Origin of the sequence: Pseudomonas sp. RIT-PI-q, assembly GCF_001297125.1 — a bacterium.
In the GTDB taxonomy this organism is placed as follows: domain Bacteria; phylum Pseudomonadota; class Gammaproteobacteria; order Pseudomonadales; family Pseudomonadaceae; genus Aquipseudomonas.
Genome location: NZ_LHPC01000056.1, coordinates 37,972 through 57,525, shown reverse-complemented (window position 1 = coordinate 57,525; position 19,554 = coordinate 37,972). Strand labels below are relative to the sequence as shown.

Annotated in this window: 15 protein-coding genes; 3 read left to right on the top strand and 12 right to left on the bottom strand. The window is 58.6% G+C overall.

What is annotated here, in order from left to right; translation table 11 throughout:
• Window positions 1-2: 2 nt before the first annotated feature.
• The 4 genes from AEQ67_RS30115 to rpsU all read right to left on the bottom strand — a co-directional run bounded on the left by AEQ67_RS30115 (window position 3) and on the right by rpsU (window position 8,451).
• A complete protein-coding gene (locus tag AEQ67_RS30115) occupies window positions 3-3,749 on the bottom strand; it encodes a bifunctional diguanylate cyclase/phosphodiesterase (RefSeq protein ID WP_059407397.1) in 3,747 nt (1,248 codons plus the stop codon).
• Between the two features lie 121 nt (window positions 3,750-3,870).
• Window positions 3,871-5,721 carry an RNA polymerase sigma factor RpoD gene (gene rpoD, locus AEQ67_RS30110; protein WP_059407396.1) on the bottom strand — a complete coding sequence of 617 codons (1,851 nt, stop codon included), beginning with the start codon at window positions 5,719-5,721 and terminating at the stop codon, window positions 3,871-3,873.
• 67 nt (window positions 5,722-5,788) lie between these two features.
• Window positions 5,789-7,765 carry a DNA primase gene (gene dnaG, locus AEQ67_RS30105; protein WP_059407395.1) on the bottom strand — a complete coding sequence of 659 codons (1,977 nt, stop codon included), beginning with the start codon at window positions 7,763-7,765 and terminating at the stop codon, window positions 5,789-5,791.
• A 470-nt stretch (window positions 7,766-8,235) separates the two neighbouring features.
• Window positions 8,236-8,451, bottom strand: a complete 216-nt coding sequence (rpsU, locus tag AEQ67_RS34435; RefSeq protein ID WP_002551877.1) for a 30S ribosomal protein S21 — start codon at window positions 8,449-8,451, stop codon at window positions 8,236-8,238.
• 199 nt (window positions 8,452-8,650) lie between these two features.
• Between rpsU and tsaD the strand changes: the two genes are divergently transcribed.
• Window positions 8,651-9,676 (top strand): tRNA (adenosine(37)-N6)-threonylcarbamoyltransferase complex transferase subunit TsaD, encoded by a 1,026-nt coding sequence (gene tsaD, locus AEQ67_RS30095; RefSeq protein WP_059407393.1) that lies wholly within the window; start codon window positions 8,651-8,653, stop codon window positions 9,674-9,676.
• A 23-nt stretch (window positions 9,677-9,699) separates the two neighbouring features.
• Here tsaD and plsY read toward each other — a convergent pair whose 3' ends face one another.
• The gene (gene plsY / locus AEQ67_RS30090; RefSeq protein ID WP_059407392.1) at window positions 9,700-10,269 is read right to left on the bottom strand and encodes a glycerol-3-phosphate 1-O-acyltransferase PlsY; all 570 of its coding nucleotides are present in this window, start codon (window positions 10,267-10,269) and stop codon (window positions 9,700-9,702) included.
• Window positions 10,270-10,343: 74 nt separating this feature from the next.
• Here plsY and folB point away from each other — a divergent pair, with 74 nt between their 5' ends.
• Window positions 10,344-10,700 carry a dihydroneopterin aldolase gene (folB, locus tag AEQ67_RS30085; RefSeq protein WP_015097071.1) on the top strand — a complete coding sequence of 119 codons (357 nt, stop codon included), beginning with the start codon at window positions 10,344-10,346 and terminating at the stop codon, window positions 10,698-10,700.
• Window positions 10,691-11,209, top strand: coding sequence for a 2-amino-4-hydroxy-6-hydroxymethyldihydropteridine diphosphokinase (folK, locus tag AEQ67_RS30080; RefSeq protein WP_059407391.1), 519 nt, complete (start codon window positions 10,691-10,693; stop codon window positions 11,207-11,209). The genes folB and folK overlap by 10 nt, the downstream gene beginning before the upstream one ends.
• Window positions 11,210-11,294: 85 nt before the next feature.
• On the opposite strand, the gene AEQ67_RS30075 is transcribed toward folK, so the two are convergent.
• The 7 genes from AEQ67_RS30075 to apaG all read right to left on the bottom strand — a co-directional run bounded on the left by AEQ67_RS30075 (window position 11,295) and on the right by apaG (window position 19,468).
• Window positions 11,295-12,524, bottom strand: coding sequence for a multifunctional CCA addition/repair protein (locus tag AEQ67_RS30075; protein ID WP_059407390.1), 1,230 nt, complete (start codon window positions 12,522-12,524; stop codon window positions 11,295-11,297).
• A 63-nt stretch (window positions 12,525-12,587) separates the two neighbouring features.
• Window positions 12,588-14,150, bottom strand: coding sequence for a SpoVR family protein (locus tag AEQ67_RS30070; protein ID WP_059407389.1), 1,563 nt, complete (start codon window positions 14,148-14,150; stop codon window positions 12,588-12,590).
• Window positions 14,147-15,418 (bottom strand): YeaH/YhbH family protein, encoded by a 1,272-nt coding sequence (locus tag AEQ67_RS30065; RefSeq protein WP_059407388.1) that lies wholly within the window; start codon window positions 15,416-15,418, stop codon window positions 14,147-14,149. The genes AEQ67_RS30070 and AEQ67_RS30065 overlap by 4 nt, the downstream gene beginning before the upstream one ends.
• Window positions 15,419-15,620: 202 nt before the next feature.
• A complete protein-coding gene (locus AEQ67_RS30060) occupies window positions 15,621-17,543 on the bottom strand; it encodes a PrkA family serine protein kinase (RefSeq protein WP_059407387.1) in 1,923 nt (640 codons plus the stop codon).
• Between the two features lie 297 nt (window positions 17,544-17,840).
• A complete protein-coding gene (gene glpE, locus AEQ67_RS30055; RefSeq protein WP_059407386.1) occupies window positions 17,841-18,170 on the bottom strand; it encodes a thiosulfate sulfurtransferase GlpE in 330 nt (109 codons plus the stop codon).
• A gap of 33 nt (window positions 18,171-18,203) precedes the next feature.
• Window positions 18,204-19,088, bottom strand: a complete 885-nt coding sequence (locus AEQ67_RS30050) for a symmetrical bis(5'-nucleosyl)-tetraphosphatase (protein WP_059407385.1) — start codon at window positions 19,086-19,088, stop codon at window positions 18,204-18,206.
• Complete coding sequence (apaG, locus tag AEQ67_RS30045; RefSeq protein WP_059407384.1) at window positions 19,088-19,468, bottom strand: Co2+/Mg2+ efflux protein ApaG; 381 nt, start codon at window positions 19,466-19,468, stop codon at window positions 19,088-19,090. Before apaG ends, AEQ67_RS30050 begins: the two co-directional genes overlap by 1 nt.
• Between the last annotated feature and the right edge of the window lie 86 nt (window positions 19,469-19,554).

Below are 19,554 nucleotides of genomic sequence, written 5' to 3'. Positions count from 1 at the left end.
GATTATAGCGACGGTTTCTCGGCTGTGCTATCCGAAAAGTCTGAAACTCGTATACGAAGAAACGTCGCGGCGAATTCCTCCGGTGGCAAGGGCAGGCTGACGATGTAACCCTGGATCTGTTCACAGCCTTCGGCGGCCAGGAATTGTTGCTGCGCGAGTGTCTCGACGCCCTCGGCGATCACTGTGAATTGCATACTGCGCCCCAGCGCGATGATGGCGCGGACGATGGCTGCATCGTGCGGGTCATCCGGCAGGCCGCGGACGAAAGACTGGTCGATCTTGAGAATATCCAGTGGCAAGCGCTTGAGATAACTCAGGGATGAGTAGCCGGTGCCGAAGTCATCGATCGCCAGTTGCACGCCCAGGTGTTTGAGTTGATGCAGCACCGCCAGTGCTTCTTCCGCCTGGCTCATGATGAAGTTTTCGGTGATTTCCAGTTGCAGGAAATCAGGCCTGAGATGGTTGTCCTTGAGCAGTTGTTCGATCCGGCCCAGCAGGTTCGGTTGACGCAGTTGCGCGCCCGCCAGGTTGACCGACAACGGGCCGAGGCATTCGTAGTCCTGATTCCATTCGTGCATCTGCCGGCAGGCGGTTTCGAGGACCCAATCACCGATCTGCAGGATCATGCCGTTTTCTTCGGCCAGGGAAATGAAGTGTTCCGGCGGCACGTCGCCAAAGGTCGGATGGCGCCAACGAATGAGCGCTTCGGCGCCAACCAGGCGATGGTCGTCGAGGCTGATCTTCGGTTGGTAATGCAGGTGCAGTTCGTTGCGCTCGATAGCGCGTCGCAGTTCATGCTCCAGCGCCACCCGTTCACTGGCCTGGGCGGTGAGGTCGCGGGTGTAGCTTTCGACCCGGTTGCGGCCCTTGGCCTTGGAGCGGTACATCGCGGCGTCGGCGTTCTTGACCAGTGTGGCGACGTCGCAGCCATCCTTGGGATACAGGCTGGTGCCGATGCTGGCGCTGATGAAAAATTCATGCTCGCCGGCCTGGAACGGTGCGCCGAAGCAATTGAGGATTTTGATCGCGATGTTGTCGGCGTCGCTGGCTTGCTGCAGGCCGGGTAGCAGGATGATGAACTCGTCGCCACCCAGGCGCGCCACGGTATCGATGTCGCGTAATTGCTCCTTGAGACGCACGGCAATGCCCTTGAGCAGCAGGTCGCCGACCGGGTGGCCCAGGCTGTCGTTGATGTGTTTGAAACGGTCCAGGTCGAGGAACAGCACGGCGCCCTGGCCACCGTTTTCCTGCTGGTTGTTCAGCGCGGTGAGCAGTCGGCTCTCGAACAGCGTGCGGTTCGGCAGGCCGGTCAGCGGGTCGTGGTGCGCCTGGTAATCGAGTTTGGCCTGGGCATGTTTGAGGCTGGAAATATCCGCAAACACGGCGACAAAGGGGGTGATGAACCGGTCGCGGTTGCGCACCGCACTGATGGTCAGCCAGCTCGGGTAGAGCTCGCCGTTCTTGCGTCGGTTGGAAATCTCGCCTTGCCAATGACCTTCGGCGGTCAGTTGGTGCCACATCGCCGCATAGAACGCGCTGTCATGCAGGCCAGAGGCGAGCAGGCGAGGGGTGTGGCCGAGCGCTTCGCTCTCGCTGTACCCGGTAATTTCGGTAAACGCGCGGTTGACCGCGCTGATGTGCTGTTGAGTGTCAGTGATCAACACGCCCTCGGCGGTGCTCTCGAACACCGTGGCGGCCTGCTGCAGTTTTTCCTGCATCAGGTGTCGCTCGGTAATGTCCCGGGCGATGGTCAACATGCAGTCTTCATCGCCGATCGGCAGTGGACGGCTGGACACTTCGCAGAGGCGGATCTGTCCGTCGCTGCGGCGGATATGGCAGCTGAAGTCGCGGACAAATCCATCCCGATGCAGCAGGTCGAGCATTTGTTTGCGTTCATTGAGATTGACCCAGATCCCCAGATCCAGGGCCGAGCGGTCCACGGACATTGCGCTGTTGAAACCGGTAATACGACTGAACCCCTCGTTGACCTCCAGCAGCAAACCGTCGCTCTGCCGGGACAGCAGCAAGCCGTCGGGCGAGGCATGGAAGGCCTTGGCGAATTTCTCTTCGGAGGTTTGCAGTTGCTGCTGGGTTTCCTTGAGTTGGCTGATATCGCGCACGACCACCACCAGCGCTGGCGTGGTATCAAGGTCGAACGGCTCAGCGGAGATCAGGCCGGTGAACACCTGGCCATTGTTGCGGCGAAAGGGCATCTCCAGGTTACGGATGCTGCCGGCCTGTAGCCGTTGCAATAAGCCCGGGCCAACACCGGGGATGCCCCAGATGTTCAGGTCGGTGGCGGTCTGGCCAATGACGTCTTCAGCCTTGAGGCCAATCTGTTCTTCGAACGCTTCGTTGACCTCCAGCAGGCAGCCATCGGAGAGTCGCGCGATGACCAGAATGTCCGGGCATTGCTGGAACACCGAGGCGAACTTCTGTTCTGACAGGCGCAATGCCTCTTCGGTGCGCTTGGCTTCGCTGATGTCGATCATCAGCCCGCGCATCACCGGTTCATGGCCGTGTTCGATCAGGCTGACGATGTCGCGCACCCAAATGCAGCGGCCATCGGCGGTGATCACCCGGTAATCGAGGCTGTGATCGCGCCCGGCCATGACTTCGTGATCGCAGAAGGTCTGGGCGCGGGTCAGGTCGGCGGGGTGAATGATGTTGCGCCAGAAGCCTGGAATCAGCCAATGAGACAGCGGATAGCCGAGCAAATCCTCGGCATGCGGCGACACATAGCTGTAGGTGAAATCGGTGATCCGCGCTTCCCAGGCGATGGCCGACAGGCTCTCCACCAACCCGCGGTAGTGATATTCGCTGCTGCGCAGTTCCTGTTCCAGATTCACCCGGCGGGCGATTTCCGAACTCAGTCGACGGTTGATCCGGATTACCGTTGCCAACACGCCGAACAACAGCAGCAATCCTGGTAGCCCATACACCAACAAATCGGACCAGAATGTTCGATGATCGAGGACGTTGCCGACCCAATGCTCCTGGATGGCGCTGACTTCGCTTGGGCTCATGTCGGCCAGGACTTTGTCGAGGATGCCGACCAGTATTTTGTTGCTCTGCGGTACGCCCATGGCCAGTTGATAGCGATACGGTGTTTCACCGCTAACATAGAGCCCGTCCAGCTTGAGCTGGCGCAGGCTCCAGACGCTGGAGGCGAGATCGCCCACCACCGCGTCCACTTCATCGGTCGCCAGCGCCTGCAGCGCAGAGCTGACATTGGGCATCGCCACCAGATTCAGGTCGGGATTGTGCGTGCGCAACAGTTCGTGGGGCGCGTAGTTTTCCACCACGGCGATTTTCAGTCCGTACAGATCTTCGAGCTTGCGTGGCTGGGGGCCGCCGACATGGGCAAGGATGACGATCGGAAAATCCAGGTAGGGGCGGGTGAATGACAAGTAAGACTGGCGCTCCGGGGTCGACATGATGCCCGGCAGCAAATCCAGCTTGGCTTTTTTGGCCTGCTCCAGGACCACCGTCCAGCTGACCGGCTCGATGGGGGTGAGCTTGATGGCCAGGCGTTGGCGGATCAGGTCGATATAGTCCGCTGCAAGGCCCTGATAGCGGCCCTGATCGTCACGAAACTCAAACGGTGGCCATGACGCATCAACACCCAGGCGCAAGTCTGGGTGGGCCGCCAGCCAGCTACGTTCATCGTCGGTCAGAGTCAGCGCGCCAGCCGTTGCGGTCCAGGTCATCAGCGACAGCAAAAAAAGCACGGTCGGCAGTCTGGGCATAACGGTCTCGTTATGGCTCGGGGAATGTTTCGAGTGTAGACGGGCAATTCGACGGGGGGGAGGTGCGGGGAATTTAATCTGCATAAAGCAAAACCCCCGGCCAGGGCCGGGGGTTTTGTGATCACTCGTCGAGGAAGGAGCGCAAATGCTCGCTTCTCGTCGGGTGGCGCAGCTTGCGCAGCGCCTTGGCTTCGATCTGACGAATCCGTTCACGGGTCACGTCGAACTGCTTACCAACCTCCTCGAGGGTGTGGTCGGTATTCATGTCGATACCGAAGCGCATGCGCAGAACCTTGGCTTCACGGGCAGTGAGGCCGGACAGAACTTCGCGAGTCGCTTCTTTAAGGCTCTCAACGGTAGCAACATCGATTGGCGACTGCATGGTCGAGTCTTCGATGAAGTCACCCAAATGGGAGTCTTCGTCATCACCGATCGGGGTTTCCATGGAGATCGGCTCTTTAGCGATCTTCAATACCTTGCGGATCTTGTCCTCAGGCATTTCCATGCGTTCGCCCAGCTCTTCCGGGGTCGGTTCGCGACCCATTTCCTGCAACATCTGCCGGGAAATACGGTTGAGCTTGTTGATCGTCTCGATCATGTGCACCGGAATACGGATGGTGCGGGCCTGGTCGGCGATCGAGCGAGTGATCGCCTGACGGATCCACCAGGTGGCATAAGTCGAGAATTTGTAGCCGCGGCGGTATTCGAACTTGTCTACCGCTTTCATCAAACCGATGTTGCCTTCCTGGATCAGGTCGAGGAATTGCAAGCCACGGTTAGTGTACTTCTTGGCGATGGAGATCACCAGACGCAAGTTCGCTTCGACCATCTCTTTCTTCGCGCGGCGGGCCTTGGCCTCACCGATCGACATGCGACGGTTGATGTCCTTGATCTCGGCGATCGTCAAACCGGTTTCGGTTTGCAGCGCGGTCAGCTTTTGCTGGCAACGAATGATGTCCGGCTGCAGGCGACCAATGGCTTCAGCGTATTTGCTTTTGCCTTTGGCCAGTGCGTCGGTCCAGCTTTCGTCGACTTCGTTGCCCGGGAACTGGCGCAGGAAGTCGGCACGCGGCATACGAGCATCACGAACACAAAGTTGCATGATCGCGCGCTCTTGCTGACGCAGACGATCCAGGGCACTGCGAACACGCTCGACCAGGCCTTCGAATTGCTTCGGAACCAGTTTGATCGGCATGAACAGCTCAGCCAGGGCGATCAGCTCGGCAATTGCCAGCTTGTTGCCACGACCGTGCTTTTTCAGCGCCTTGCGGGTGATTTCCATCTGATCGGAGACAGCGCCAAAACGCTGTGCAGCGATAATCGGATCAGGACCGCTTTCGGCTTCTTCTTCGTCATCAGTCGTTGCTTCGGCGTCATCGTCGTCGGTGTCGTCGTCCGCTTTCACGGCTTTCGGATCGACAGGCGGTGGCACTTCGGCTGCAGGCGGCGCAATGCCGTCGTCCGGGTCGATATAACCGCTCAGGACGTCGGACAGGCGGCCACCTTCGGTGGTGACGCGAGTGTATTCGGAGAGAATATGGTCAACCGTGCCAGGGAAGTGCGCGATTGCGCCCATCACTTCACGGATGCCCTCTTCAATACGTTTGGCGATTTCAATTTCGCCTTCACGTGTGAGGAGCTCTACCGTACCCATTTCACGCATGTACATGCGCACTGGGTCGGTGGTGCGACCAATGTCGGTCTCGACCGCTGCCAACGCTGCTGCTGCCTCTTCGGCCGCGGCTTCGTCGGTATCGGCGTCGGCCAGCATAAGGGAATCCTTATCTGGCGCAACCTCGAATACGTTGATCCCCATGTCATTGATCATGCGGATGATGTCTTCCACCTGTTCCGGATCTGAAATATCCTCCGGCAGGTGGTCGTTGACCTCCGCGTAAGTCAGGTAACCCTGCTCACGACCAAGTGTGATCAACTCTTTGATACGAGACTGCTGTTGCGCTTTTCCGGACATAACACCCTATCCACTGAAGGTCTTGGCGGGCAAAAAACAAGCCGAGGATTATACCTGAGCTATGACCTCACGCGCCAGTTGAGGTCGGGGTTGATACAGCCATATTGCGTTTTAATAGGTCGCGCATCTGATTTGCGATCTGAATTGCTTCCTCCGCAGTCAATCCTGGCTGCCTAGCTTTTCTGATAAGTGCTTCCAGGCTATCCGTGTGTTGACTTGCCGATAGCCTAGTAATGGTGTCTAAAAACTGTTGTTCAAGGTTGTCGCCTGCAATCAGCCATTCCTTTTCTGCCAATGCCTTGAGCAATCGTCCCTGTTCGGTCCCATGCCAGCGAGCCATTAACTGAATTGAGTTTAGCTTAGGATTTTTTTGTACGGCCTCGACAAGGGCTACCAGCAATTGCGCGTAGGTGTTGCTCTCATTAGCGAAGTGGTCGGCGGTTTCTACCTTGCCAGCCAGCTCCGGATGATGAATGAGCGTGCGCAGCGCGATTAGCGTTGGGGCTTCCACCGCAATCGGTGTGCGCGGGGCGCTCTGTTGATCGCGATCACCGCCACGCTTGCCGTTCTTGTCCCACGGCTTCTTGTCCCACTTCTTGCCGCCGGCGCCGGGTTTCTTCGGCGTCCATTCCTGCGGCGCGTACATCTCTTGGGCCTGCGGCTGATGGTAGTCGCTGTAATCCGGCATGGCGTCGTAATCCATGCCTGGATCGTAGGCCGGTGGTGCGTCTTGAGGTGCGCTGTGCACTAACTGACTGACGGCTTCACCGGTAAGGCCGGTGATTTCTGTCAGTCGTTGACGCATCAGAATACGCAGGTTGGCGCCTGGCACTTTGTCGATCAGCGGCGCAGCGAGGGTGGCCATGTGGGCCTTGCCTTCGAGTGAGCGCGGGTCCGATTCCTCGGTCAGTTGCTGAAAGAAATAATCAGCCAGCGGCTGAGCGTGCTGATTGATTCGTGCGCGGAAGGCATCAGTGCCTTCGGAGCGGACCAATGTATCCGGGTCCTCACCCTCCGGCAGGAACAGAAAGCGTGCGCGCCGCCCATCCTGCAGGCACGGCAGGGCGGCTTCCAGCGCCCGCCAGGCGGCATTACGGCCAGCTTGGTCGCCGTCGAAGCAGAACAGCACGTTCGGCACGACGCGAAACAGCCGCTTCAAGTGTTCTTCGCTGGTCGCGGTGCCTAGCGTCGCGACGGCATTGCGCAGGCCTTGCTGGGCGAGGGCGATGACGTCCATGTAACCTTCAACGACGATGATTTCGTCGAGGTTGCGGTTGTTCTTGCGCGCTTCATAAAGGCCGTAGAGTTCCTGGCCCTTATGGAAAACCGGAGTTTCCGGTGAGTTCAGGTACTTCGGCTTGTCGTCGCCCAGTACCCGGCCGCCGAAAGCGATGATCCGTCCGCGACTGTCGCGGATCGGAAACATCACGCGATCGCGAAAGCGGTCATAGCGTTTGCCGGTTTCGGCGTTTTCGATCAGCAAGCCGGCATCGACCATGGCTTTTTGCTGCAGGGTGTCGCTGCTCAAGTGCTTGAACAGGTTGTCCCAGCCGGGCGGAGCAAAGCCGAGACCGAAGTCCCGGGCGATTTCACCCGTCAGTCCGCGACCCTTCAAATAATCCACAGCGGCTTTGCGCGATGGATGGCTTTTCAGGGCCTGCCGGTAAAAGTCGGCGGCGGCGGTGAGCAGCGGGTACAGCGGCGAATCGGTCGGCTGCCGCGGTTTGTGCGGTCGGCCGCTTTCTTCGCGGGGGATTTCCATGCCGGCGGCTTTGGCCAGTTCTTCGACAGCCTGGACGAAGTCCAGGTTGTCGTGGTCCATCATGAAGCCGAGGGCGTTACCGCCAGCGCCGCAGCCGAAGCAATAGTAGAACTGCTTGTCGGGGCTGACGCTGAAGGAGGGGGTTTTCTCTTTGTGAAACGGGCAGCAGGCGGTGTAGTTCTTGCCGGACTTTTTCATTTGCAGGCGCGAGCTGACCACATCGACGATGTCGGTGCGGTTCAGAAGGTCGTCAATGAAGCTCTGGGGAATTAGCCCGGCCATGGCGTTCTCGTCATCTGCGCTGAAATAGACCCGAAACGAAGGGCGGCTGGGCTTGAGGCGCGCAAAGTGTGCGGCTCGACCAGTGTCGTCTGCGTAATCGCTGTCGGGAAGTGTATCTGCCGAAAATCCACTGACGTTAGTACCAATCAGTATTCGACTATTTGAAAGTATTGCGCTGAAATCCGCTGCGGCCAGTCGATGGCCTCGGATAGCTCATAAGCGGGCACGCAAGAAGGTGCCTTGGGCTGATCGTCGTGAGAGGAATCAGTGGGTGTGCTCGTCAGTAGCCTTGGAAGGCTCGTCAGAAAAGACGTGCACCGCTGGCAAAAGAGCCAGGTCTGACGCTGTGAAGCAGATTTGTCTCGGTCGCGTCTGCGGCTTTGACGGTGAAGCATCAAGCGTTTTCCGCAAATGCCATTAGCCCGGCTGAGGGCCGGGCTTGGCAGAAGCTTGCTACGAACGTCTGTGTATTAGTACAGACGAACGGCGCGGCGCTGTTCGCGCTGAACTTTCTTCGCGTGACGCTTAACAGCGGCTGCTGCTTTACGCTTACGCTCAGAAGTAGGCTTCTCGTAGAATTCGCGGCTACGAACTTCAGCCAGTACACCGGCTTTTTCGCAGGAGCGCTTGAAACGACGCAGAGCTACGTCGAAGGGTTCGTTCTCTTTTACTTTGACGGCTGGCATCCAGAGCTACCTTCATTCATTACCGGGGTCAACATCCTCGTGGCAAAAGAGCACTTGAAGACGTCGGTTTTTAAGGGTTGCGGATGTTAACCCCTCATCGCTCGGAATGCAAAGCCTCTGATCGAAAACCGCTAGTCGGGGCATCCCATGGCGACTATTATGCGCGCCTTCGAATTCAGCCTAAACAAGGCGCAAACCCATGCTAGTACTGGGATTAGAAACCTCCTGCGACGAAACCGGTGTCGCACTTTACGACAGTGAACGCGGCCTGCTGGCCGACGCGCTGTTCAGCCAGATCGACCTGCACCGCGCCTATGGCGGTGTGGTGCCGGAGCTGGCCTCGCGCGACCACGTCAAACGCATGCTGCCCTTGATTCGTCAGGTGTTGGCCGAGGCAGACTGCGTGCCGACAGAGATCGACGCCATCGCCTACACCGCCGGTCCTGGCCTGGTCGGTGCCTTGCTGGTGGGCGCTTCTTGCGCTCAGGCACTGGCCTTTGCCTGGGGCATTCCGGCACTGGGTGTGCACCACATGGAAGGCCACTTGCTGGCGCCGATGCTGGAGTCGCAACCACCGGAATTCCCGTTCGTCGCTTTGTTGGTGTCGGGCGGTCATACGCAGCTGGTTCAGGTCGATGGAATCGGCCAATACACCCTCTTGGGTGAGACCCTCGATGATGCTGCCGGTGAAGCGTTCGACAAGACAGCAAAAATGATGGGCCTGAATTATCCGGGTGGCCCGGAAATCGCTCGTCTGGCCGAGCAGGGCGTTGCAGGACGTTTTACCTTTCCGCGTCCGATGTGCGACCGGCCTGGCCTGGCTTTTAGCTTCAGTGGCCTTAAAACGTTTGCCCTGAACACCTGGCAGCAGAGCGTCAGCGCCGGGGACGACAGCGAGCAAGCCCGTTGCGACATCTCGCTGGCGTTCCAGCAGGCCGTGGTGGAGACTTTGACCATCAAGTGCAAGCGTGCCCTGAAACAGGCGGGCATGAAGCGTCTGGTGATTGCCGGGGGCGTTAGCGCCAACAAGGCATTACGCACCTCGCTTGAGAAGATGCTCGGCGACATGCAGGGCGATGTGTTTTATGCCCGTCCGGAGTTTTGTACCGACAATGGCGCGATGATTGCGTTTGCCGGTTGTCAGCGTTTGCAGGCCGGTCAGCACGAAAGCCTGGCGATCAGCGTGCAGGCACGTTGGCCGATGGAGCAATTGTCAGGGTTGTAATGAGCAGCGCTCATGCGCGAAATTTAAAAATGCCGTTCGCGCCCGGCAAACAGGTCGCGTAGATTGCCGCGATGGCGCCAGACGATCAGGCCCGTGAGTGCGCTCATGGGTAGCAGTGCCGCTGGTTCTTGCCAGGCCAGTAGCGGCAGGGTCAGGGGTGTGGCGATCAGCGCGGCGAGTGAGCTGGTGCGGGTCAGGTAGAACGTCAGCAGCCAGGCGCAGACCGCCAGCAGTGCAGCTGGCGGGTACAGGCCCAGCAGCATGCCGGCAGCGGTGGCAACACCCTTGCCGCCGCGAAAGCGAAAGTACAGCGGGAACAGGTGGCCGATAACGGCGCTGACGCCGATCCAGGCCTGTTCTTGCAGCGAAAGGCCCACAAGGCCTGCAATCAGCACGGGCAACAGCCCTTTGCAGAGGTCGCCGAGCAAGGTCAGGACGGCAAGTTTTTTGCCGGCCAGGCGCAACATATTGGTGGCACCGGCATTACCCGAGCCACTCATTCGCGGATCGGGGTTACCGGTCAGGCGGCTGAGCAAAATGGCAAAGGACAGAGAGCCGAGCAGGTAGGCGAGGGTCGCCAATAACCAAAACATGCTAACTATTCCGGGCGAGGACGCCCTGATTCTAACGGCGCATTGCGCCCTTGTCGTGCAGCGGAGAAAAGTGCTTGGACAGAGTGTTTATCGAGGGCCTGGAAGTCGACACCGTGATCGGTGCCTACGACTGGGAGCGAGGCATCCGACAGTGCTTGCGTCTTGATCTGAGCTTCGCCTGGGATAATCGCCCAGCCGCTGCCGGCGATGACCTGACGCTGGCACTCGATTACGCGAGCGTATCGTCACGTATCCAGGCCTTTGCCGAGCAGGCTCAGTACCAGTTGGTCGAGACCTTTGCCGAGCGTTTGGTTGAGGTGCTGATGAGCGAATTCAAGATCACCTGGATGCGCCTCAAGTTGACCAAGCCAGGCGCCGTCCCGGCAGCCACCGGTGGTGTGGGCGTGGAGATCGAGCGCGGATGTCGCTGACTCAGGTGTACCTCGGGCTCGGTAGTAATATCGAGCGCGAAACCCATTTGCAGGCGGGTCTCGAAGCCCTGGCGGGTTTCCTGGTGGACATACGCTGCTCGGCGGTGTTCGAAAGCCAGCCGGTGGGGATCAAGAGCGGGCCGTTCTTCAATTTCGTGGTCTCGGCTTACACCGATCTGCCGCTGATGGAGTTGGACCGTCGGTTAAAATTCATCGAAGCGGACAACGGTCGTTACGCACCAGACCGCAAGGGTTTGCCGCTGGATATCGACGTGCTGCTGTTCGGCGATCTGGTGGGCAATTTCGATGGTTTGATCCTGCCGCGCGCCGAGATTCTGAAAAATGCCTTTGTGCTGTGGCCGTTGTCGCTGATTGCGCCGGATCGGGTGCATCCGGGTGTCGGCAAAAGCTTTGCGGCGTTGTGGAGCGAGGCGCAGATTAATCAGGTGTTGGCGCCGGTGGCGTTTGAATGGCGCGGTGAACAGCTGACCCCTTCAGCATTGTTGTGAGGCGGATGACGCCTTCGCGGGCGAGCCTCGCTCCTACAGGGTTTACGCTGATCTCTGTAGGAGCGAGGCTTGCCCGCGAAGCTTTTCAGGCCGACGCATTCTCCTTGTAAACCTTCAGCGCCTTTAGCCGCTCACGCTTGATCGCCTCACCCAGCTCCGGCCCGTTGAATCCCTTCTCCAGCAACGGCTGAACCGCCACGCTGCGAGCCGCAGTCGCTGCTCCGCGCAAATAATCCGCCTGTGGATAACTTCGTTGTTCCAGACCTTTGCGTCCGCGCGCGTCCATCTCGCACGCCGCAATAAATTCTTCGAACCGCTGAGGTCGACGGTAAACGTCGAAACTCTGCAGCAACTCCAGCAAAGTCGACGCTTTCAGCTCCAGGGCGCGATGGCCATGGGTGTGATACTTGCCCACCAACAGCGCCAGTTCCTGGCAATCCTTCGGCGCCTTGAAGCGTTCGTTGACCGCCTTGATCAGTTTCAAGCCTGTGTGTTCGTGAGCAATGTGCCGCGGCCATTCCTCCTCGGGCGTCAGTCCTTTGCCCAGGTCATGCAGCAAGCAAGCCCAGCGTACGGTCAGCGGTTGTTTGTGCTGTGCCGCTTGTTCCAGCACACTCAGGGTATGCACGCCAGTGTCAATTTCCGGGTGATGGGCTTCGGGTTGCGGTACACCGAACAACGCATCGACTTCCGGCATCAACACCTTGAGTGCACCGCACTCGCGTAGCACCTCAATGAACACCTGCGGCTGATCTTCCATCAAGGCCCGGGAGATTTCTTTCCAGCTGCGTTCAGCCGTCAACGCCTCCAGTTCGCCTGACTCACTGAGTTGGCGCATCAACTCCAGGGTTTCGGGCGCTACGGTAAAACCCAATTCGGCATAGCGCGCTGCGAAACGCGCAACGCGCAGAACCCTGAGCGGATCTTCGGCGAACGCGGGGGAGACGTGGCGAAGCAGGCGTGCTTCGAGATCGCGCTGGCCATGGTAGGGGTCGGTCAGGTTTTGCTGATCGTCCTCGGCCATTGCGTTGATCGTCAGGTCGCGGCGAATCAGGTCTTCTTCGAGGGTGACTTCGGGGCTGGCGTGAAAGGTGAAACCGCCGTATCCGCGCCCACTTTTGCGCTCGGTGCGGGCGAGGGCGTATTCCTCGCCGCTTTTTGGGTGAAGAAATACCGGGAAGTCTGCGCCGACCGGCCGAAAGCCTTTGGCGAGCATTTCTTCGGTGGTAGCGCCGACCACGACCCAATCGATATCGGTGACAGGTTTGCCCAGCAGGCGATCACGAATCGCACCGCCGACTTTATAAATCTGCATAAAAAACCTCCGTTAGCTCGACAGAATAACCTTTGCGTCGAACTTCCGGAGGCAGAAAGGGGATCAAAGATGGATGACGGCCAGGTCCAGTCGGCCGTAATCGCCCTCAGCGTGCTCGCCTCTTGGCGGAACGTGGTGGGTTTTCATAACCTGGTCGCCTTGCAGGGTTTCCAGGTGAATATCGAAGCCCCAGAGCCGGTGCAGGTGTTTGAGCACTTCCTCGGTGGACTCACCCAATGGTTTGCGATCGTGTTGCTGGTGACGCAAGGTCAGGGAGCGGTCGCCACGCCGGTCGATGCTGTAGATCTGCACGTTGGGTTCACGATTGCCGAGGTTGTACTGCGCGGCCAGGGTTTCACGAATGATGCGGTAGCCACCTTCGTCATGAATGGCCGGGACCAGCAGATCGTCCTTCTGGTCGTCATCGAGAATGCTGAACAGCTTCAGGTCACGGATCACCTGGGGTGACAGGTACTGCAGGATGAAGCTTTCATCCTTGAAGCTGCTCATGGCGAACTTGATGCTCGACAGCCAGTCGGTGCCGGCAATCTCAGGGAACCAGCGGTAGTCCTCTTCGGTTGGATGTTCACACATGCGCCGGATGTCCCGGTACATGGCAAAACCCAGGGTGTAGGGGTTGATACCGTTGTAATAGGGGCTGTCAAAGCCGGGTTGATAGACCACGCTGGTGTGGGACGTCAGGAACTCCATCATGAAGCCGTCGGTAACCAGGCCTTCGTCATACAGGTCGTTCATCAGGGTGTAATGCCAGAACGTGGCCCAGCCCTCGTTCATCACCTGAGTCTGGCGTTGCGGGTAGAAATACTGCGCGATCTTGCGCACGATCCGCACGATTTCGCGCTGCCACGGTTCCAGCAGCGGGGCGTGTTTTTCGATGAAGTACAGGATGTTTTCCTGAGGTTCGGCGGGGAAGCGCGCGTTGTCCTTGTCGCTGTACTTGTCCGCGCCTTTGGGAATGGTCCGCCACAGATCGTTGATCTGCTTCTGCAAATGTTCTTCCCGATCCTTCTGCCGACGGCGTTCTTCTTCCGCGGAAATCGGATACGGGCGTTTGTAACGGTCGACTCCGTAGTTCATCAGGGCGTGGCAGGAATCGAGCAGATCCTCTACCGCGTCGATGCCGTGACGCTCTTCGCACTGCATGATGTACTGCTTGGCGAACACCAGGTAATCGATGATCGAACTGGCGTCGGTCCAGGTGCGGAACAGGTAGTTGCCTTTGAAAAAGCTGTTGTGCCCATAGCAGGCATGAGCCACGACCAGCGCTTGCATGCAGATGGTGTTTTCTTCCATCAGATAGGCAATGCACGGGTCCGAGTTGATTACGATCTCGTAGGCCAGCCCCATCTGGCCGCGCGAGTAGGATTTCTCGGTGCTGAGGAAGTGTTTGCCATAGGACCAATGGTGATAACCCAGCGGCATGCCGACGGAGGCATACGCGTCCATCATCTGTTCGGCGGTGATCACTTCGATCTGGTTGGGATAGGTATCCAGGGCATAACGAGCCGCCAGGCGACTGATTTCTTTGTCGTAGGCCTGGATCAGCTCGAACGTCCATTCTGAGCCGGTGGAAATGGGTTGGCGCTTCTGCTCTTTGGCGGTCATGTCACTAACCTGCGCTGGAAGAGTTCACGGAAGACCGGATAGATATCCCCGGCCGAGACCAGTTGTTGCTGGGCAAAAGTGTCAGAGAAAGCTTCGGCGATGCGTTCGTACTCGAACCACAAGGCCTGGTGTTCGCGCGGGGTGATCTCAACGTAAGTGTAGTACTGCACGAACGGCATGATCTGGTTGATCAGGATGTCGCGGCAAATCGGCGAGTCGTCGTTCCAGTTGTCGCCGTCGGAGGCCTGGGCGGCATAGATGTTCCACTCGTTGCTCGGATAGCGCTCGGCCATGATCTCCTGCATCAGTTTCAAGGCGCTGGAAACGATGGTGCCACCGGTTTCCCGGGAGTAGAAAAACTCTTCCTCATCCACTTCGCGGGCGCTGGTGTGGTGACGGATGAACACGACGTCGATCTTGTCGTAGTTACGCTTGAGGAACAGGTACAGCAGGATAAAGAACCGTTTGGCGATGTCCTTGGTCGCCTGGGTCATTGAGCCGGACACGTCCATCAAGCAGAACATGACCGCCTTGGAGCTGGGGTTGGGTTGCTTGATCAGCAGGTTGTATTTGAGGTCGAAGGTGTCGAGAAAAGGTACGCGATGGATGCGCGCACTGAGTTTTTCGATTTCAGCCTCGATTTCCTGAATATCGCCGAAGTTATCAGGTTCTTCCTGCTTCAGTCGCAGAAGTTCTTCCTTGGCATCGCGCAATTTTGCCCGGCTGCTGCCGGACAGGGCAATTCGCCGTGCATGGGCCGAGCGCAAGGTGCGGATAATGTTGATCCGCGACGGGTTGCCCTCGTTGCTGATGCCTGCGCGAACGGTCTTGAAGGTGTCGGTGCCGGTCAGGTTGCGCTTGACCAGGTTGGGCAGTTCGAGGTCCTCGAACATGAATTCGAGAAATTCCTCCTGGGTAATCTGGAAGACGAATTCGTCCATCCCTTCGCCCGAATTACCGGCCTTGCCCGGGCCTCGGCCGCCGCCACCTCCGGGCGGACGGGCAATGTGCTCGCCGCTGGTGAATTCCTTGTTGCCCGGATGCACGACGGTCTGCTTGCCACCGCGACCGTGGTGAAGCACCGGCTCGTCGATGTCGCGACCGGGAATGCTGATCTGTTCGCCGTGTTCCATATCGGTAATGGAGCGCCGGCTGACCGCCTCTTCGACGGCCTTCTTGATGTGATCACGGTAACGCCGCAGAAACCGCTGACGGTTCACCGTGCTCTTGTTCTTGCCATTGAGACGTCGGTCGATCACATAGCTCATGACTGCTCCTTAGAAGCTGTCCTGAAAGGGGCGAGCGGTTATGCAGCATCGACCGTGCCAAGGGATGTACACGCTCCCCCAAGCGCTTTTGAATACTGCCTGAACCTTGCTACCGACTTTCGAACACCTTCCAGAGGTCTGTGTAACAGAAAACGCGTACACAGGCCTCTGGCTGACGACAACCGGTCTGACCGGCAGCGGGTTATTGTGATTTTCTGACCCGCAGATACCACTCGGACAGCAGTCGTACCTGTTTGTCGGTGTAGCCCCGCTCGACCATCCGTGTGACGAAGTCGTTGTGCTTCTGCTGGTCCTCTTTGCTGGCCTTGGCGTTGAAGCTGATGACCGGCAGCAGGTCCTCGGTGTTCGAGAACATTTTCTTCTCGATGACCACCCGCAGTTTTTCGTAGCTGAGCCAGGTTGGATTCTTGCCGTTGTTGTTGGCCCGGGCGCGCAGTACGAAGTTGACGATTTCGTTGCGGAAATCCTTCGGATTGCTGATGCCGGCTGGTTTTTCGATTTTCTCCAGTTCTTCGTTCAGCGCTACGCGGTTGAGGATTTCGCCGGTTTCCGGGTCGCGGTATTCCTGGTCCTGGATCCAGAAGTCTGCGTACAGCACGTAGCGATCGAAGATGTTCTGGCCGTACTCGCTGTAAGACTCGAGATAGGCGGTCTGGATCTCCTTGCCGATGAATTCGATATAACGCGGTGCCAGGTACTCCTTGAGGAAACGCAGATAGCGTTCACGGGTCTCGGCCTGGAATTGCTCCTGTTCGATCTGTTGTTCCAGCACGTACAGCAGGTGCACCGGGTTGGCGGCGATTTCATGCGGATCGAAGTTGAAGACCTTCGACAGAATCTTGAACGCGAAGCGGGTTGAAAGACCGTTCATGCCTTCGTCGACACCGGCGTTGTCGCGATATTCCTGGATCGACTTGGCCTTCGGATCGGTGTCCTTGAGGTTTTCGCCGTCATACACGCGCATCTTGGAGTAGATGTTGGAGTTTTCCGGCTCCTTGAGGCGCGAGAGCACGGTGAACTGGGCGAGCATCTTCAAGGTGTCAGGCGCGCAGTGAGCCTTGGCCAGGGAGCTGTTGAACAGGAGCTTGTCGTAGATTTTCACTTCGTCGCTGACCCGTAGGCAGTACGGTACTTTGACGATGTAGATCCGGTCGATGAAGGCTTCGTTGTTCTTGTTGTTGCGGAAGGTGTGCCATTCCGATTCGTTGGAGTGGGCCAGCAGGATCCCGGTGAACGGAATCGCACCGAGACCTTCGGTACTGTTGTAGTTGCCTTCCTGGGTGGCGGTCAGCAATGGGTGCAGCACCTTGATCGGTGCCTTGAACATTTCGACGAATTCCATCAGGCCCTGGTTGGCCCGGCACAGTGCGCCCGAGTAGCTGTAGGCGTCGGCGTCGTTTTGTGGGAATTCTTCGAGTTTGCGGATATCGACCTTACCCACCAGTGCCGAGATGTCCTGGTTGTTTTCGTCACCCGGCTCGGTTTTGGCGACGGCGATCTGGTTGAGGATCGACGGATAGAGTTTCACTACACGGAACTGGCTGATGTCGCCGCCGAACTCGGCCAGGCGTTTGGTGGCCCATGGCGACATGATAGTGTTGAGGTAGCGCCGTGGGATGCCGAAGTCTTCCTCGAGGATCGCGCCATCTTCGGTGGCGTTGAACAGACCCAGAGGTGATTCGAATACCGGCGAGCCCTTGATTGCGTAGAACGGCACTTTTTCGATCAGCTGTTTCAGCTTCTCGGCCAGGGACGATTTACCGCCACCGACGGGGCCGAGCAGATAAAGGATTTGTTTCTTCTCTTCCAGGCCTTGAGCGGCGTGGCGGAAATACGACACGATCTGGTCGATGCATTCTTCCATCCCGTGGAAGTCTTCAAAGGCCGGATAGCGGCGGATCACCTTGTTGGAGAAGATTCGCGACAGCCTCGAGTTGGTCGAGGTGTCGAGCAGCTCCGGTTCTCCGATGGCCAGCAGCAAACGCTCGGCGGCGGAGGCGTAGGCGCTGCGGTCCTGTTTACACAGCTCAAGATACTCTTGCAGCGAGAGTTCTTCCTGGCGTGTGGACTCGAAGCGTTGTTGGAAGTGGCTAAAGATACTCATGACGTCACCTCGCTCGATACGTGGAGCCGACGCCGGATCAGTCAGTCGATGCTGGCAGCAACCGGATATGCAGTTGCTGTTTACCCCCCAGAACCCTTTCAAAGCGTACCGCCCCGAAAGCTACTCCCGATGACCCGCGCGCCGGTGTACCGGCTCTCCCCTGTTTTGGATGGCCTGCGCTTAAGGATAGTTGCTTATTCGGGAGGTAAAGGCGAGATACGTAATTAGTTGTGGCAGACCGTTCGTCTGCCACCGCGCTAGCCCGCGGCGGCTGGGGCCTCGCGTGTTACAAAAAAATTATTCGGAGGTGCCTTGCGCCGTTTCCGAAGGATAAGTCGTACGCCACAGTTCGAAACCGCCATCCATGCTGTAGACGTCGGAGAAGCCCTGGCTGATCAGGTACGCCGCCGCGCTCTGGCTGGAATTGCCGTGATAGCAGACCACTACCGTCGGGGCATCCAGGTCGGCGGCACGGATGAAATCCGAGATAGAAACGTTGTCCAGATGCTTCGAGCCAGCGATGTGCAGCGCGGCATAAGTTGCAGGGTCGCGGACGTCGACCACCACCGCGCCTTGTTCGCGCAGGGCCTGGGCCTGTTCCGGGGGGATACGTTTGAATTCGCTCATGGCGGGCTCCTGTGGCTCGGCTGAAAGCGCAGTCTAGCGCGGGGCGCTGGCTGACGATGGTTCGGAAATTTGTGAGGCGACTGGCGGCACGGCAGCATGGCCGTGCTCGTCGCATTTGCAGGACAGGCGCTCAAAGCTGTCGACGTTCATCAGGGTCAAGGCACCGCCCCAGACGCAGCCGGTGTCGAGGGCCGAGATGCCCGGCTCCTGGACTTTGCCTTCCAGCGCGGCCCAATGACCGAAGATGATCTTCAAGCCTTTGGTCTTGCGCTCCTTGTGCTGGAACCAGGGTTTGTAACCCGGCGGTGCAGAGTCGAGGCCTTCCTTGCTCTTGAGGTCAAGCTTGCCTTCGGCAGTGCAGAAGCGCATGCGGGTGAAATAGTTGGTGATCAACCGCAGGCGTGGCACGCCTGTGAGGTCGCTGTCCCATTTCGCCGGGTCGTTGCCGTACATGCCGTCGAGGTAGGGCGGGAGCAGGTTGTCGTCGCGCAGGGCCGTCTCGACCTCGGCGGCGCACTTCAGGGCTTTGCGCAGCGACCATTGCGGCGGAATGCCCGCATGCACCAGCGCAACGTTACGTTGCTCGTCGTAGTGCATGAGTTTTTGCTGGCGCAGCCATTCCAGCAGCTCGGCGCAATCGGGCGCGTCGATAATCTCGCGCAGGGTGTCGGCTTTCTTCAGGCGTTCGATGTTCTTCCCGGCAGCCAGCAAGTGCAGGTCGTGGTTGCCGAGTACGCACACCAGCGATTCGCGGATGCTATAGAGGAAGCGCAAGGTTTCCAGAGACTGCGGGCCGCGGTTGACCAGAGCGCCGACCAGCCACAGACGATCCTTCATCGGATCGAAGGCGACTTTTTTGAGCAGACATTGCAGCGCTTCAAGGCAGCCTTGCAGATCGCCGACGGCATACGTCGCCATTAGTGCAAGGCGCCGGGCACCGCCAGCCGGAAGGGCGCGATGACAGCGTCGAAGTGCTTACCGTCGTCGGCAATCATCTGGTAAGTGCCCTGCATCGTTCCGACCTTGGAGGTCATGACCGTCCCGCTGCTGTAGGTATGGCTCTTGCCCGGCTCGATCAGCGGTTGCTGACCCACAACGCCGGCGCCGCGTACTTCCTCGACATGCCCGTCACCGTCGGTGATGACCCAATGTCGTGACAGTAGCTTGGCTGGTAACTCGCCGTTGTTTTGCACGGTAATGGTGTAAGCGAAGGCAAAGCGCTCGTGCTCGGGTTGCGATTGTTCTGCCAGATAGCGAGTGACGACGCTGACGTCGACCTGATAACGAGGATCGGACATGCAAGAGGCCTTAAAAACGAAGCGGGACGCGGGGCGTAGCTGATGGAACTCAGTCTAGGCCAAGTATCGGGTAGTAAACCAGACAT